The sequence below is a fragment of the Streptomyces sulfonofaciens genome (assembly GCF_014656295.1).
Lineage (GTDB): Bacteria > Actinomycetota > Actinomycetes > Streptomycetales > Streptomycetaceae > Streptomyces > Streptomyces sulfonofaciens.
In genome coordinates this window covers 36,027-51,226 of record NZ_BNCD01000028.1, presented here as the reverse complement: position 1 = coordinate 51,226, position 15,200 = coordinate 36,027, and the positions used below count along the sequence as shown (strand labels likewise).

Annotated in this window: 13 protein-coding genes; 7 read left to right on the top strand and 6 right to left on the bottom strand. The window is 74.3% G+C overall.

Annotation, left to right across the window (positions count from 1 at the left end):
• Positions 1–13: 13 nt before the first annotated feature.
• Together IE313_RS30890 and IE313_RS30885 are read right to left on the bottom strand one after the other, a co-directional pair.
• On the bottom strand, positions 14–703 hold the full coding sequence (locus tag IE313_RS30890) for an HAD family hydrolase (protein WP_189938088.1): 690 nt from the start codon (positions 701–703) through the stop codon (positions 14–16).
• Positions 700–1,764, bottom strand: a complete 1,065-nt coding sequence (locus IE313_RS30885) for a zinc-dependent alcohol dehydrogenase (RefSeq protein ID WP_189938087.1) — start codon at positions 1,762–1,764, stop codon at positions 700–702. The genes IE313_RS30890 and IE313_RS30885 overlap by 4 nt, the downstream gene beginning before the upstream one ends.
• A gap of 100 nt (positions 1,765–1,864) precedes the next feature.
• On the opposite strand from IE313_RS30885, the gene IE313_RS30880 reads away from it, so the two are divergent.
• Positions 1,865–2,701, top strand: coding sequence for an SDR family oxidoreductase (locus IE313_RS30880; protein ID WP_189938086.1), 837 nt, complete (start codon positions 1,865–1,867; stop codon positions 2,699–2,701).
• Positions 2,702–2,725: 24 nt separating this feature from the next.
• Here the strand turns inward: IE313_RS30880 and IE313_RS30875 are convergent, their stop codons facing one another.
• Genes IE313_RS30875 through IE313_RS30860 form a run of 4 tightly spaced genes read right to left on the bottom strand, consistent with a single transcriptional unit; the run spans position 2,726 to position 7,044 of the window.
• Positions 2,726–4,006, bottom strand: a complete 1,281-nt coding sequence (locus tag IE313_RS30875; protein ID WP_189938085.1) for an aminoglycoside phosphotransferase family protein — start codon at positions 4,004–4,006, stop codon at positions 2,726–2,728.
• A 35-nt stretch (positions 4,007–4,041) separates the two neighbouring features.
• Complete coding sequence (locus tag IE313_RS30870; RefSeq protein ID WP_189938084.1) at positions 4,042–4,950, bottom strand: inositol monophosphatase family protein; 909 nt, start codon at positions 4,948–4,950, stop codon at positions 4,042–4,044.
• On the bottom strand, positions 4,947–6,254 hold the full coding sequence (locus IE313_RS30865) for an aspartate aminotransferase family protein (protein ID WP_189938082.1): 1,308 nt from the start codon (positions 6,252–6,254) through the stop codon (positions 4,947–4,949). The genes IE313_RS30870 and IE313_RS30865 overlap by 4 nt, the downstream gene beginning before the upstream one ends.
• Positions 6,214–7,044 carry an HAD family hydrolase gene (locus tag IE313_RS30860; protein WP_189938080.1) on the bottom strand — a complete coding sequence of 277 codons (831 nt, stop codon included), beginning with the start codon at positions 7,042–7,044 and terminating at the stop codon, positions 6,214–6,216. The genes IE313_RS30865 and IE313_RS30860 overlap by 41 nt, the downstream gene beginning before the upstream one ends.
• Before the next feature lie 320 nt (positions 7,045–7,364).
• On the opposite strand from IE313_RS30860, the gene IE313_RS30855 reads away from it, so the two are divergent.
• The 6 genes from IE313_RS30855 (at position 7,365) to IE313_RS30830 (ending at position 15,158) form a co-directional block, all read left to right on the top strand.
• On the top strand, positions 7,365–8,207 hold the full coding sequence (locus tag IE313_RS30855; protein ID WP_189938078.1) for a PfkB family carbohydrate kinase: 843 nt from the start codon (positions 7,365–7,367) through the stop codon (positions 8,205–8,207).
• A gap of 196 nt (positions 8,208–8,403) precedes the next feature.
• Positions 8,404–9,129 carry an HAD hydrolase-like protein gene (locus IE313_RS30850; RefSeq protein ID WP_189938077.1) on the top strand — a complete coding sequence of 242 codons (726 nt, stop codon included), beginning with the start codon at positions 8,404–8,406 and terminating at the stop codon, positions 9,127–9,129.
• Between the two features lie 119 nt (positions 9,130–9,248).
• A complete protein-coding gene (locus IE313_RS30845; protein ID WP_189938076.1) occupies positions 9,249–10,106 on the top strand; it encodes a glycosyltransferase family 2 protein in 858 nt (285 codons plus the stop codon).
• A gap of 74 nt (positions 10,107–10,180) precedes the next feature.
• A complete protein-coding gene (locus IE313_RS30840) occupies positions 10,181–11,203 on the top strand; it encodes an ROK family protein (protein WP_189938075.1) in 1,023 nt (340 codons plus the stop codon).
• 9 nt (positions 11,204–11,212) lie between these two features.
• The gene (locus IE313_RS30835; RefSeq protein ID WP_229925103.1) at positions 11,213–12,523 is read left to right on the top strand and encodes an MFS transporter; all 1,311 of its coding nucleotides are present in this window, start codon (positions 11,213–11,215) and stop codon (positions 12,521–12,523) included.
• 445 nt (positions 12,524–12,968) lie between these two features.
• The gene (locus IE313_RS30830) at positions 12,969–15,158 is read left to right on the top strand and encodes a phosphocholine-specific phospholipase C (RefSeq protein ID WP_189938074.1); all 2,190 of its coding nucleotides are present in this window, start codon (positions 12,969–12,971) and stop codon (positions 15,156–15,158) included.
• Positions 15,159–15,200 lie beyond the last annotated feature (42 nt).

The window sequence follows — 15,200 nt, the reverse complement described above, 5'->3', positions numbered from 1 at the left end:
AGCGGACCGCCGGTCAGCGCGGGCGGTCGTCCGGCCCTGCGGTCCGCCGCGGCAACAGGCCGAGGGCGGTGAGCCGGCGGCGCCCCGCCTCCGTGCCCGTCCAGTGCACCGCACCAAGACCCGCCCGGCGCGCACCGTCCACGTTCTCGTACCGGTCGTCGAGGAAGAGGCAGTCACCGGGCCGGGCGCCCAGCCGCTCGCCCAGCGCGTCCCACACCGCACGGTCCGGTTTGGCCGTGCCGAGTTCACCGGAGAACAGCAGGTGGTGGAAGTAGGCGGCCCACGGCTGCGCGCGGAAGCGGCGCGCGTGCGACCGCGGGGCGTTGGACAGCAGCGCCAGCCGGACGCCGTGCGCGGCGAGTTCACCCAGCAGGGCGACCGCGTCCGGCCGGGTCCCGGACCAGCCGCCGAAGTCGACGGCGGTGAGCCGGGCGGCCAGCGGCTCGTCGACCGGCCGTGCGACCCGCTCGCCGACCGACTGCCAGTAGTCGAGGTCCGTCGCCCCCCGATCGTAGGCGGCACGTTCGGCCGCCCACGCGGCGCAGAATGCGGCGAGCGGCGCCCCCAGCAGTTCCGCCAGCCTCGGGCGGACGTCCTGGTGGTCGCTGATGACCTCGCCGTAGTCGAACACCAGCCACGGGTGGTCCGGCCCCGCGGGTGGGCGCGCGCCACCGGTCCCGGCCGCTGCGGCTGGGCCGCTCATCGGCCGGCCAGCTCGGGATCGGAGACGAGCAGGACCTTCATCGCCGTGTACGCCCCCGCGCCCGCGCCCGGCTCTAGGGGGGCACCGAGGGCGGCGAATGCCTCCCGGTAGGCGGCGAGCGGGAACGCGGCGGTGACGATCCGTTCGAGGGGCAGGTCCGCGGCGAGGTCGACGGCGGCCTCGAAGAGGCGCGGCGGGTAGGGCCCGGCCCCGATGACGCGCACGCCGCTGGTGACCAGCGGGCGCAGCGGCACCGAGGCGCGGGCGTGTTCGCGTTCGCCCATCACGACGACCGTGCCCGCGGCCGCGACCAGCGCCAGCGCCTCCTCCAGGAGCACCCCGGTGGTGTCGACCACCACGTCCGGGCGGTGCGGCAGCAGCCCGGCGGGCAGGCCGATGCCCGGTCCCGAGCCGGTGGCCACCTCGACGGCGTCCGGGAGGATGCCGCGGGCCAGCGCGGCGCGGGTCGCATCGCGTTCCAGCAGGACGGTCCGCACGCCGCGGTGCGCGAACACCAGGGCGCACAGGGTCCCGATGGGCCCGCCGCCGACCACCAGGACCCGGTCGTCGGGCCGTGGCGCGGCCGCCTCCACATTGGTGAGGACGCAGGCCAGCGGCTCGATGACGGCGGCGCGCCGGAAGGACACGGTGTCGGGGATCGGGCAGGCGAAGCGCTCGGGGACGACCACCGCCCCGGCCATCGTGCCGTCCCGGTCGACACCGATCTCACGGCCGTCCTTGGCCGTGCAGTGGGCGGCCAGGCCGCGCCGGCAGGGGCGGCACCGGCCGCAGGTGTAGGTGGGGTTGACCACCACCCGGTCGCCGGGGGACACCTCCGTCACCGCGGTCCCCACGGCCTGGACCACGCCGGCCGCCTCGTGCCCGAGGACGACGCCGTCGAGGGCGGGGAACTCCCCGAGGACGATGCCGCGGTCGGTGCCGCAGATACCGGTCGCGGCCACCCGGACCACGACGTCGTCGGGGTGGTGCGGGGCGGGGGACGGGCGGCTGCGCAGGGCCGGTGTCCCGGACGTGAGGACCAGGGCCTGTATCTCCGTCATGAGCGGGCTGTCTCCGTTCGGTTCTGTCCGTCCTCGACCGGACGGCTACGGTGGGCCGGTCGGCCGTCCGGCGGGGCGGCCGGGATCCGGGAGAGGTCGAATGAGGATCTTGTTGCTGGGGGCCTCCGGCTATGTCGGCGGAGCCCTGTGGTCCGGTCTGTCGGCCCGGCACGCGGTGGTCGGGACCAGATCCGCGCGGCCGGTGCCGGGACTGGTCCGGCTCGACCTGCGCGACGGGCGGGCGCTGCGGGACCTGCTGGACACCGGGTTCGATCTGGTCGTCCACGCCGCCGGTCTGGTCGACCTGTCCGACGCCGAGCGGCAGCCCGCTCTGGCGGCGCAGCTCAACGCCGGTTCGGTCGGGACGCTGCGGGAGGCGGTCCGCCCCACGGGCACCCGCATCCTGCTGCTGTCCACGGACAACGTCTTCGACGGCACCGCGGACACCTACACGGAGGGTGCCCTTCGCAACCCGGTGAACGTGTACGGCCGTACCAAGTGCGCGGCGGAGGACGCCCTCGCCGAGGAGGACGGCCACCTGGTGGTGCGGATCCCCCTCGTGTACGGGCGCAGCCCCTTCGCCGACCGCTTCATGGCGCGGTTCGGCGGGCCGCGGACCCCGGCCCGCACGGACGTGGTCTGCGCCCCGCTGTACCTGCCGTGGCTGGCCGGTGCGCTGGAGCGGCTGTGGACCCGCTCCGGCCTGCTCCACCTGGGCGGGTCCGAGGTGGTGACCCGGTACGCGCTGATGAAGCGGATCAGGGACGCGCTCGCGCTGCCGACCGAGGTGGTCCCGGTGCAGGGCGACGACCCGCCGCCCGCGCCGCGCAGGCCCGCCCGGTTGGTGCTGCGCAGCGCCCACCACGACCTCCTCGGACCCGACCTCGACACCGCGCTGGCCGACCTCGCCCGCGGCGGGCGGGTGCGGCACCCGTGAGGTGGCACCCGCCCGCCGGGGGCGTCAGTGCCCGGGCGGGCCTCCCGTCACCACGGCGAGGTGCCGGTCCACGTCGAGGTCGGCGGCGCCCTGCGCCCACTGGGCGGCCAGGTCGTTGAGGAGCAGGGTGCCCGACAGGTAGTGGCCGAGGGCGAGTTCCTCGGGCGGGGAGTGGCGTCCGTCCGCGTCGGGCTTCGGCTTGCGGTCGGACAGGCGGCACGGCGCCTCGGCGAGGACGTGCAGCGCGTGGGTGAGCAGCAGGCGCTGCTTCCAGTGCGGGTCGCCGGCGAGGACGGCCGCGGCGTCGGTGTCGTCCAGACGGTCCAGGTAGTGGTGGGCGGCCGACCGGTAGCCGGGGTAGGCCGGGTTCCGCAGGCCGAGGTGGTAGCCGCCGTGCGGGCCGTCGCGCCCGACGCGGATGCCGAGCCGGAGCATCGGGTCCCAGACGGTGAGGCTGAACAGGATCTTCGCCACGTCGTACACCGGGTCCCACGGGTCGGTGGCGCCGCGCGGGTCGATGATGCGGAGGCCGGTGCCCGCTGGGCCGTCCGTGGCGAAGAGCAGGTTGCGGATGTTGGCGTCGCCGTGCGCGGGGAACATCAGGCGGGGCGGTGCCAGGGCGTCCAGGCGGTCCTTCTCGGTCCGCAGCAGCCGGCGCAGCAGGGGCGCGGGGGCCTCTTGGCGCCGTCCGCCGATGACGAGTTCGCGCTGTCCCGCGAGCTCGGGCAGATGTTCCTCCAGGACCGCGAGCCGGCGCAGGAACCGGCCGATGTGGACGTCGGCGAGGTGGCCGGGCGGTGCGGGGGACGCGGCGGACGCGTAGCCGTCGGCGAGCAGGGCGCGCATCACCAGGGCGTTGCGTGCGAAGAACAGCTCCTCGTCCCCGTCGCCGCGGCGCAGACAGGCGCCGAGGTCCTCGGACGGCAGGTAGGGGGTGGTGGTGGCGGCCCAGCCGTCCCCCTCGACCGTGTCGAGGACGGGGAGGTAGCGCTCGGCGAGCCGCGGTGCGCCCTGTGCGAGGTGCTGGATCTGGCGGAGCTTGCCGTGGAAGGAGCCGAGGTCGTGGCCGTCCACCGCGCCGGGGTGGGCGGTGAGGACCTTCAGGACGAGCTCGGCGCCGTCCGCGGTGCGGGCCCGGTGGACCCGGGCGGGCGAGCCGCCTTCGAGTATCTCCTCGCCGACGGTGAGGCCGAGTCGGTCGGCGGCGGCCGCCACGGCGGCCCGTTCCGCGTCGGACGCGGCGCGGTCGCCGCGGGTGCCCGGGGTGTCGGGGGAGGTGGCGGACAGGTGCTCGGTAGGGGCCATGGGCTGTCCTCCGTGCCAGTCGGGGCCGGCCGCCTTCACCAGCGGATGGCCGAGAGCAGGGCGGCGTGGAGCCGGGGGGTGCAGGCGGCGATGCAGGAACGCTGGTTCTCCGGGCCGATCTCCAGGAGCAGGGTGTCGCCCAGCGGGGCGCCGTACGCGTCGGTGATGACGACGCCGGCGCGTTCGGCGAGGAAGACCGAGGCGGCGATGTCGTAGGGGAAGAGGTGCAGGATGCTGCCGTGGCCGACCCGGCGGAAGTCCGCCTCCGTCTCGGGGTGGTCGCGCAGCAGGCGGTTGCCGATGTCGACGTAGGCGTCCATCTGCCCGGTGATGATGCGTGAGATGGAGAAGGACGCGCTGTTGAAGACGTAGACCCCGCCGCGGTTGGCGGAGGCGTCGACGAGGTGGCCGTAGGCGTCGAGCATGAGCCGGGCGGGGTGGCCGTTGAACTCCAGCGACCAGAACATGCGTTCAGGGTCCTCGGCCCTGCCGACGCTCGGCACGGGGTCGGGGTAGCCGCCGCTGTCGATGCCGTCGGAGTGGATGTCGGCGTACATCCAGTGTCCGGTCTTGACCTCCTTGAGCACCGCGTACTCGATGTCGCCGATGGTCGGCGCCGGTCCGTAGCGGGCGGCGGCCACGGAGACGCACGCCATCTCCAGGTCGGCCGCCGCTCCCCGGGTGCCGTCGATGGGGTCGATGACGAGGACGTAGTGCGGGTCGTCGCCGATCACCCGGAGCCCTTCGCTCTCGGTGTAGACCGCCAGGGACGTCCCCGATGCCTTCAGGTAGTCCCAGGCGACCTGTTCGGCGAGGACGTCGACGGGGAACTCGGCGTCGCCGCCGGCCGTCTTGCCCTCCAGGTAGCGTCCGGCCCGGGTCGTCCGGTCGTCGCGCACCGCCTCCCAGATGCGGTCCGCGACGCCCTGCACCAGGGCCTTCACAGGGCGTCCGCGAAGAGCCGGTCCAGCCGGTCGCACATCTCGTCGGCCTCCTCCATCGTCATGATCAGCGGGGGGCGCACCTTGAGGACGTTGCCGAAGCCGTACAGCGAGGTGCGCAGCAGCAGGCCGTGGTCCATCCCGTGGGCCGCCAGGTGGTTGGTGAAGGGCGCGTCGGGGTTGCCGTCCGCGTCGTTGATCTCCATCCCGATCATCAGGCCGCGCCCGCGGATGTCTCCGATGAACGGATGGCGGCTGGCCAGCTCGCCGAGCCGGTCCATGACGTGGGCGCCGACCGTGCGCACGTTCTCCAGGAAACCCGGCCGGCGGATGATCTCCAGTGTCTTCACCGCGACCGACGAGGCGAGGACGTTGGCACCGAAGGTCGAGTTGATGTGGTGGCCCGCCAGGCCGGTCAGGCGCTCCTCGGTGAGGAGGCCCGCGATGGGCATGCCGGAACCGCCGAGGCCCTTGCCGAAGGTGAGCATGTGGGGCGCCACACCGAAGGTGTCCGAGGCGAACATGTGCCCGGTGCGGCCGAACCCGGTCTGGATCTCGTCGAAGACGAGCAGGATGCCGCGCTCGTCGCACAGCGCCCTCAGCGCCTGGAGGTAGCCGTCGGGCGGGACCACGTTGCCGCCGTTGCCGGAGATGGGTTCGAGGATGACCGCCGCCACCCGGCCCGAACTGGCGTAGTCGATGAAGTCGTTGATGCGCTCGACGCAGAGCAGCCCGCAGGTCTCCCGCTGCTGCCGGTAGAAGCAGCGCACGCAGTACGGGTCGGGGACGTGCACCACGCCCGGTATCTGGGCGGGGAACGGCGCGCGGCGGAAGGCGGCTCCGGACGCGTTGATCATCGCCATCGTCTGGCCGAGGTGGCCGCGGAACAGCGAGATGACGTCGGGGTTGCCCGTGTGGTGCTGCGCGATCTTGATGGCCGCCTCGTTGGCGTCCGACCCGCTGGACGACTTGAGGTGGACCCGGGTCAGCCCCTCGGGCGCCACCTCGGCCAGTGCGCCGACCAGCGCGTTGACGGAGGTGGACTGGAACTTGCTGGTGACGTGGATGAGTTCGGCGGCCTGCGCCCGGATGGTCTCGACGACCTCCGGGTGCGAGTAGCCGAGGGTCAGGTTGAACGTGCCGGAGGAGGCGTCGAGATAGCGGCTGCCGTCCTCGCCGTAGAGGTAGACGCCCTCGCCGCGGGCGGCCTTGAAGGGGTCCGGCGGGTAGTAGAAGTGGTCCACGACATCGTCGGCGGTCCTGGCGTCAGAGGGTGTCGGTCCTGGTGCCGCCGTGGGTGCGGACATGATGCTCCTCCTGGTGGGGTGGTGCCGGGATGGGTGCGCGGCGACGTGCCCGGGGTGTGCGGCCCGCGTCCGGGGGCGCCGCGCCCTGGTGCCCTAAGGAGTGAACGGCCTGGAGGATCTCCGCCAGTTCGGCCTCCGCGAAGGACGTGAGCAGCAGGTCGGCATGGCTGAAGTCCAGGGGGTGGGTCATGGTGTTGGGCACGGCGACGCAGCGCACTCCGGCGGCGCGGGCGGCGCGGACGCCGTTCGGGGAGTCCTCGAAGGCGACGGCCTCGTCGGGCCGGACGCCGAGGCGCTCCAGGGCCTCGCGGTAGAGGTGGGGGGCGGGTTTGGCGCGGGCGGTGTCGCCCTCCGCGCTGTGGATGGCGTGCCACCCCCGGTCGACCCCGCACTGCCGTGCGTAGCGGGTGATCCAGTCGGTGGGGCTGTTGCTGACCACGGACCGGGCGAGTCCCGCCGCGTCCGCCTGACCGAGCAGGCGCGACACGCCGGGGCGGGCGCCGAGCCCGCTGAGTTCCTCCTCCTTGCGGCGGGCGACATGGGCGTCGAGGGCGGCGTGGTCCACCCGGCGGCCGGTGAGTTCCTCCAGCGTGCTCCACAGGTCGAAGCCGATGGTGCCCAGCACGGTGGACCACTTCCGGCGGGTCAGCTCCTGGCCGTGGGAGTGGAACACCTCGGCGTAGATCCGGTACACGTGCGGCTCGGGGTCCCAGAGGGTGCCGTCGAGGTCGAAGAGGACGGCGCGCACGGCGGGGGTCTCCCACCGGGTCGCAGAGGATGGCAAGGTCATGCTCACAACACTCCCGAGGTCTCGCGGGGCGTCTGCCGACTGGCGGGCCGCTCGGTTCCGGCGCTCCTCGGCTCCGTACACCCGACGCTCCCGAGCCATTCCGTACCTGGTCTCGCTGGTGCCTCTCCCGCAACACCAGTTTCGGCGTACCTCGGGTGTACTTCCCGTGCATCGATCGGGTAATCCGCCGAATGCCGACGAACGCCACGTGACGTTCCCGACGGTGTGCGCTCTTCCCCCTCACGGGATGTCCGTGTGAAACTCCTGGCTCCCTGTCCGTGAACGACCTTGACGCCATGTCAGCGGGGAGGCACAGTCAGATGGCCGGAACAGCGCGCGTCGGGAGGAACCTGCGGACCGCAGTCGTCGGACACGTCGAGTGGACGAGCATCGCCCGGGTCGCGCGGGTCCCGGAGCGCGGCGAGGTGGTCCACGCCGACGTCATCTGGGAGGGCCCGGCCGGCGGCGGGGCCGTGGCCGCCGTGCAGATGGCGGCACTCGCCGGGGAGACCACCTTCTTCACCGCACTCGGGGACGACGACGCCGGGCGGAGAACGGTGGAGGTCCTCGGGCGCCTCGGTGTGCGGGTGGTGACCGCCACCCGTCCGGGTCCCACACGGGCGGCCGTCAGCCTCGTCGACGACTCCGGCGAGCGGACCACCACCACGCTCGGCCCCCGCCTCCAGCCCTCGTTGGACGACCCGCTGCCGTGGGCCGCCCTGGCCGCCGGTGACGTGGTGCACTTCGTCGCGGGCGAGCCGGACGTGCTGCGGCGGGCCAGGGGGGCGCGGGTGCTGACCGCGACCCTGAGGGAACTGGCCGCGGTCGCCGCGTCGGGGGTGCACGTGGACGCCCTCGCCGGGAGCGCCGCCGACCCCGCCGAGAGGTACGACCCCGCGCTGCTCGACGCACCACCGGACCTGCTCGTGCTCACCGAAGGCCGCCAGGGCGGCCGCTTCCGGCTGGGCGGCAGCACGGAGGGCCGCTACCGGGCCGTGCCCGCGCCTGGTCCCGAGGCGGACAGCTACGGGATGGGCGACAACTTCGCCGCGGCCCTCGCGCACGCCCTCGGCCGCGGCGACTCCCCGATGGCGGCGCTGTCCGCGGCGGCGGGCCGTGCCGCCCGGTGCGCCGCCACCCGCGGCCCCTACGACCTGCCCTGACGGCGGACCGGGAACGCCGAAGGAGGCCACCGGGCCCCGCCACCCGTGACGGCCCCGTGCATCCCCGCCCGCTCCCGTCCACCCTCCTCACGCGCTGCTCCCCGCCACCGGACCGGCGGCCCCCTCGACACTCCCCCGCTGCCACGCCCACGCCCCAGCCCCCGACTTCGCCCACGCCCTCCACCCGAAGGAACGCATGCGCACCAGCCTCGTCCTCTGGGACATCGACCACACCCTCCTGGTCAGCGGTCCTGCCGGCCGCTCCGTCTATCCGCGCGCCTTCACCGCGCTGACGGGCGGGCCCCCGCCGTCCACGGTGCCCACCGAGGGCCGCACCGAGCCGGAGATCATGGCGGAACTGCTCGCCCTGCACGGGGTGCGGGGCATCCCCGCCGAGGAGTCGGCCGCCGCGATGACCGCGGCGCTGCGCGACGCCGACGACGAACTGCGCTCCCAGGGGCGGCGGCTGCCCGGCGCTCTGGAGGCGCTGACCGCGCTGCAGGGCGATCCGCGGGTGGTGCAGTCGCTGCTGACCGGCAATCTGCGGCCCAACGCCCTGCGCAAGCTCGCGGCGTTCGGGCTCCACGAGCTGGTCGACTTCGAGGCGGGGGCGTACGGCTCGGACGATCCGGTCCGCGCACGCCTGGTACCGGTGGCCCAGCGCAGGGCCGGCGAGCGGTACGGCACACGCTTCGACCGTGAGAACACGGTACTGGTCGGTGACACCCTGCGGGACGTGGCCGCGGGCGTCGAGGGCGGCGCCCGGGTGGTCGCCGTCGCGACCGGCGAGGACACCGCCGAGGATCTGCTCGCGGCGGGTGCCGAGGCGGTCCTCCCCGATCTGCGCGCCACCTCCTCGGTGGTGGCCCTGCTGGCCGGCGCGGGCGGACCGGGGCGCACCGGGCGGCGGGCCGCACCATGACGGCGCCGGACACGGCCGGCCCCGGCCCGGGGTGCGCAGGGCGGCCGCCCACGGGACGCACCGCGGGGCCCGGGCCCTCACCCGCAGAAGCGAACGGTGGCCCCGCAGCGGACGACCTGGTGTCGGTGGTCATACCGGCGCGGGACGCCGCGGACACCCTCGGACGGCAGTTGGACGCACTCGCCGCGCAGGACTACACCGGCCGCTGGGAGGTGGTCGTGGTGGACGACGGTTCGGCCGACGGCACCGCGGGGGTCGCGGAGAGCCGCAGACCGGTCCTGCCCGCGCTCCGGGTGGTGCGCACCCGCGGCAGCGGCGGGGTCAACCGGGCGCGCAACGCCGGGTGCCGGCACAGCCGCGGCAGGCTGCTGCTGTTCTGCGACGCCGACGACCTGGTCACCCCGGGCTGGATGTCCGCGCTGGTGCGGGCTCTCGAAGGGGCGCCCGCGGCGGGCGGCGCCCTGGAGCGCCGTGCCCTCAACGGGGCGGCGGCGCTGGCCGCCCGCCCCCCGTCGGCGGTGCCCCGACTCGCCGACTCGTTCGCCTTCCTCCCCTATCCCTGGGGCGCCAACTGCGGGGTCCGCAGGGAGGTGTGGGAGCGCCTGGACGGCTTCGACCCGTCGTACACCTACGGCTCGGACGACGTGGAGTTCTTCTGGCGGGCGCAGTTGTCCGGGGCCGCACTCGTCTTCGTCCCCGACGCCGTGGTCCTCTACCAACTCCGCGAACGTCCCTGGGACATGGCCCGCCAGTACTTCCGCTACGGCCGGTCGCACCCGATGCTCTACCGGCGGTTCGCCGCCGACGGGATGCCCCGGTCTTCGTCGGCCGAGGCGTACCGCGAATGGGGGCGCCTGCTGCTGCGGGCCTGTGCCCTGCCGCGCTCCCCCACCGTGCGGGCCCAGTGGCTGGTGCGCGCCGCGCTGCGCGCGGGACGCCTGAGCGGCAGTCTGCGCCATCGTGTGGTCTACCTGTGAGCGGGCCGGTGAGCCCGCGTCCCGTCCCGCCCCGTCCCGCCGTGCCCGCCATGTCCCCGCCCGAGGAGTCGCCCATGAGTGCCGAACGGTCCGCGCCGGTGTCCGACGAGGCCGCGGACCCGCGGCCGGTCCTCGCGGTCGACATCGGCGGTACCAAGATCGCCGTGGCCCTGGTCGGCCCGGACGCCGCCGTGTCCGACCGGGTGGTGGTGCCCACGCCGGTGTCCGGCCGCCCCGAGGAGGCATGGGCCACGGTGACCGCGGCCGCGGCCGGCCCCCTCGCGCGCGCCGCGGCGCGCGGCGGGATCCGCGGTATCGGCATCGGTTCCGCGGGCCCGGTCGACCCGGCCGCCGGTACGATCAGCCCGGTGATGATCACCGTGTGGCGGGACGCGCCGGTGCGGGCCTGGGCGGCCGCCTGGGCCCCCGGTGTCCCGGTCGTCCTGACCGGTGACGGCATCTGCGTCGCCACCGGCGAGCACTGGGCCGGCGCGGGACGGGGCGCCAGGAACATGCTGGGCTGCACGGTCTCCACCGGCGTGGGCGGCGGGCTGATCCTGGGCGGCCGCCCCTGGCCCGGCCCCTCCTCCAACGCCGGTCACATCGGACACGTCATCACCGACCCGGACGGCCCCTCCTGCCCCTGCGGCAGCCGCGGCTGCCTGGAGCTCACCGCCAGCGGCACGGCGCTGCTGTCCCGTGCACGGGCCGCCGGCTGGATCGGGCCGGGTCCCGGCGCGTCCACCGCGGACCTCGCGGATGCGGCCCGGGCCGAGGACCCGGTGGCCACCAGGGCGTTCGCCGACGCGGGACGGGCGCTGGCGGCGGCCTTCACCTCGGTGTGCGCCGTCTGCGACCTCGACCTGATCGTGGTGGGCGGCGGGGTGGCGCAGGCCGGGCCCCTGCTCTTCGACGCCATCGACGCCGGGATGCGCGAGTTCGCCGGACTTCCGTTCCTGCGGAGGGTGGCCGTCCGAAGAGCCGAACTCGGCGCCGACACGGGGCTGATCGGCGCCGCCGCACCACTGCACAGACCGGATCGGTACGCCGCACCGGAAAACCTCCGGCCCCCGCCCGCCTCCCACCCCCTACCCTGAGGATCCCCCGTGACCGAGCACGCACCACCCGCCGGTTCGCTCGACCCGGACGGCCCCGATGGCCGGGACGGCCAACGCGGCGTCGCACCGCCCTCCGCGCTGCTGCGCCGGGCCCGCGCCGCGGTGTTCCTGCTCTTCTTCGTCAACGCACTCGCCTACGCCAACATCGTGCCCAGGCTGCCCGAGATCCGCGACCACATCGGGCTCTCGAACACCGCGCTCGGCACCGCCATCGCCGCCATGCCGGTCGGCGCCCTGCTGGCCGGCCTCCTCGCCGGCCCGCTCGGCGCCCGGATCGGCAGCGGCCGCCTCGCCACGCTCTGCGCGTTCGGCTTCGCGCTGGCGGTCCCGCTGGTGTCGTTCGCGTCGGCCTGGTGGATGCTGGCCGGCTGCCTGTTCCTGCTCGGCGTGCTCGACTCCGTCATGGACGCCTCGATGAACACCCACGGACTGCGCGTCCAACGGGGCTACGGGCGCTCCATCCTGAACAGCTTCCATGCCTTGTGGAGCGTCGGCGCGGTGGTCGGCGGTCTGCTCTCCACCGCGCTGACCGGCGCCGGCGCACCGCTGACCGGGCACCTCGTCGGGATCGGGGTGCTGCTCGCGGTACTCGGAGCGGCGGTGTGGCCGATGCTGCTGCCCGGCGGCGACGACAGCGGGGCCGACGGGACGGCCCCCGCTGCGGCGCCCGAGGACGCCCCGGCACCCGCGGAACCGTCCGGCGCGGCCTCCCGCGCCGGGATGAGGGCGGCGCTGCCGCTCCTGCTGATGCTCGGGCTGCTCCTGGTGATGTCGTCGGTGGTCGAGGACACCCCCGCCTCATGGGGCTCGGCCCTGCTCCAGGACGACTACCGGGCCTCCGAACTGGTCGCCGGCTTCGCCTACGTGGCGTTCCAGGCGACGATGACCGTCGGACGGTTCACCGGCGACCGGATCACCGACCGGTTCGGGCGGGTAGCGGTCGCCCGGGTCGGCGGGGTCCTGATCGCGCTGCCGCTGGCGCTCGCCCTGCTCACGCACACCGCGGCCGCGGTGATCGCCGCGTTCGCGTGCGCCGGCCTGGGTGCCGCCACGCTCTTCCCGGCCGCCATGCACGCCGCCGGGAGCATCCCCGGAGTGCGCAGCTCCGACGGGATCGCCGTGGTCTCCTGGCTGGCCCGCGTCGGCTTCCTCGCCGCGCCCCCCGTCGTCGGGCTGATCGGCGACCACGTCGACCTGCGGGCCGGGGTGGCCGTGGTGGTCGTCGCCGGACTGCTGATCCTTGCTCTCGCGAAGGTCATGGCCCCGGCCGATCGGGACCTGGGGCACGCGAGGGGGTGAACGGGCCCGATGCGGCGCGCCGGGCCGCCCGTGCGGGGAGCACCGGCGGCCCGGAGCGGCGCACCGGCCGTCGAGCGGTCGGCCCGGCACCGGGGAACCCGGGCGCCCGGCCCGGCGAACGGTACGTACCACCGCGCCCGCACGTCACCGGCCCGATCCTGCCGACCGGTGCGGACGCCACCCCGACCTGACACCGCCGGGCCCGGAGCGGTCGTCCGACGCGCCGGGGCACGGGAGCGGTCGCCTGACGCCGCCGGGCCCGGGAGCAGTGGAACGGCGGGCAGGACCCGAACCGGACCACTCCGGGCGAACCATGCCCTTTGCCCCCGTCGCGACGGACGCGACATATGATCTTTTCGGCTGTCGTTCATATGGCCTTCGCCTGTGCAACCGCACTGGTCCATAGGTTTTCAACGCCCCCCCACTCTCACGGAGGTGTTGATCCATGCCAGAGCTGTCCCGCAGAGGCTTCCTCGGCACGGCCACTGCAATCACCGGTGCTGCGGCGATCGGCGTGGCTGCTCCGGCGGCCGAGGCCGCGTCCGCCCCGAAGGGGAAACCGCACGGCGACATCCGCGACATCAAACGGGTCGTGGTCGTGATGCAGGAGAACCGCAGCTTCGACCACTACTACGGATCCCTGCGGGGCGTCCGCGGCTTCGGCGACCGCTCCACGATCACCCTGCCCGGCGGCCTTTCGGTCTTCGAGCAGCCCACCTCCGCGCCCGGCCAGCCGGTGAGCGGCACGCAGTACCCGTGGCGCCTGAGCGACGCACCGGTCACGGCCTATCCCGCGGGCCACCAGCCGCCGAGCCCGGAGGTCGGGGCGCAGAACTACGGTGGGACGGACCACAGTTGGAAGAGCCAGCACGTGGCGTGGTACGGCGGTCTGATGAACGCCTGGTACTCCGGCAAGGGAGGCCCCACCACGCTGGGCTACCTGGACCGGGCGGACCTGCCCTTCCACTACGCCCTCGCCGACGCGTACACGATCGGCGACGCCTACCACTGCTCGGTGCTCAGCGCGACCGGCCCGAACCGCACCTACCACTGGGGCGGCACGATCGACGCGCAGAAGAAGTACAGCGACTTCACCGCCTACGAGGGCGGCGACGAACTCGGCCGCAACCTGCTGTGGGAGTCCTACGCCGAGACGCTGCAGAAGGCCGGGATCAGTTGGAAGGTCTACCAGGGCAGCGACAACTACGGCGACAACGGCCTGGAGTACTTCAAGAGCTTCGCGCAGTACGACCCCGGGCAGGGCGGCACGCCCCGGCCCGGCAACGCCCTGTACGACAACGGCGTCGCGATCGTGCCGGAACCGGACGACGCCGAGACCGGCAACGCCGACAACCTGGCCCTGGCGCTCAGGAAGGACGTGCTGGCCGGCACGTTGCCGCAGGTTTCCTGGCTCGTCACCAACCAGCGGTTCTCCGAGCACCCCGACGGTGCTCCGACCGACGGCGCCTACTTCGTGCACGCGGTGCTCAAGGCGCTCAACGCCGACCCGGAGGTCTTCGACTCGACGTTGGTGATCATCAACTTCGACGAGAACGACGGCCAGTTCGACCACGTGCCCCCGCCGGTGCCGGCCCCCGGCGAGAAGGACGAGTTCGTCGCCGGCACCGACCTGTCGTCGGCCGGCCTCACGCAGCCGGCGCCCGTCGGCCTCGGCTTCCGGGTGCCGCTGCTGCTGGTGTCGCCCTGGACGCGCGGCGGCTGGGTGACGTCGGAGGTCTCCGACCACACCTCGGTCATCCAGTTCCTGGAGCGGTGGACCAGCGCCCTGGGCAAGCCGGCGATCTGCCCGAACATCAGCGACTGGCGGCGCCGGGTCTGCGGTGACCTCACCGCCGCCTTCGACTTCGCCTCCCCCGTGTACGGCCTGCCCGAGCTGCCCGACCTCGCGCCCATCGGCGAGCCGTCCTCCGCGTACGCCCCGCCGGTCACCACGAACGCGCCGCCGCGGCAGGAACGGGGCACGAAACGGGCCCGTCCGCTGCCGTACCAGCCGAACGCCAACCTGGTCGGCTTCACGAGGGAGGGCAGCGGCCCCCTCACGGCGGAGCTGGCCTTCAGCAACAGCGGTCCGCACGTGCGCAGGGCGAGCCACTTCTCGGTCTACAACAACCTGGCCGCCACGCCCTCGCTCGCCGACTACCCCGCCAAGTTCCCGGGGCAGTACACGGTCGACGCCTCGCACGGGCCCGTGAGGACGGTCACGGGGACGGCCCCGGTCGGCGCGGTCGCCGGCGACACCGCGTACGACATCACCGTGGTGGGGCCGAACCGCTTCCTGCGGCACTTCACCGGCGATGTCGCCGCCTCGGGCAGTACGGCCCGGGTGGAGGCGGAGTATCCCGCGGACGGCCACGGCGCGGGGCCCGCGTTGGCGCTGCGGCTGACCAACACCGCCGGCACGCCGGTGACCTTCACCATCGTGTCGAACCAGTACACGAGCGAGCGCCCGATCACCCGTGTCGTTCCCGGGCACGGCCGGGCGACCCACACGTTCGACCCGCTGGCAGGGAGCGACGGCTGGTACGACCTGTCCGTGACGGTGAGCGGCGACCCGTCCTGGTCGCGCCGTTACGTCGGGCACCTGGAGGACGGCTCGGACAGCGTCACCGGCTGACCCGGTCCCGGCACCGCGCCGACCCAGGCGGCCGCACCCCGA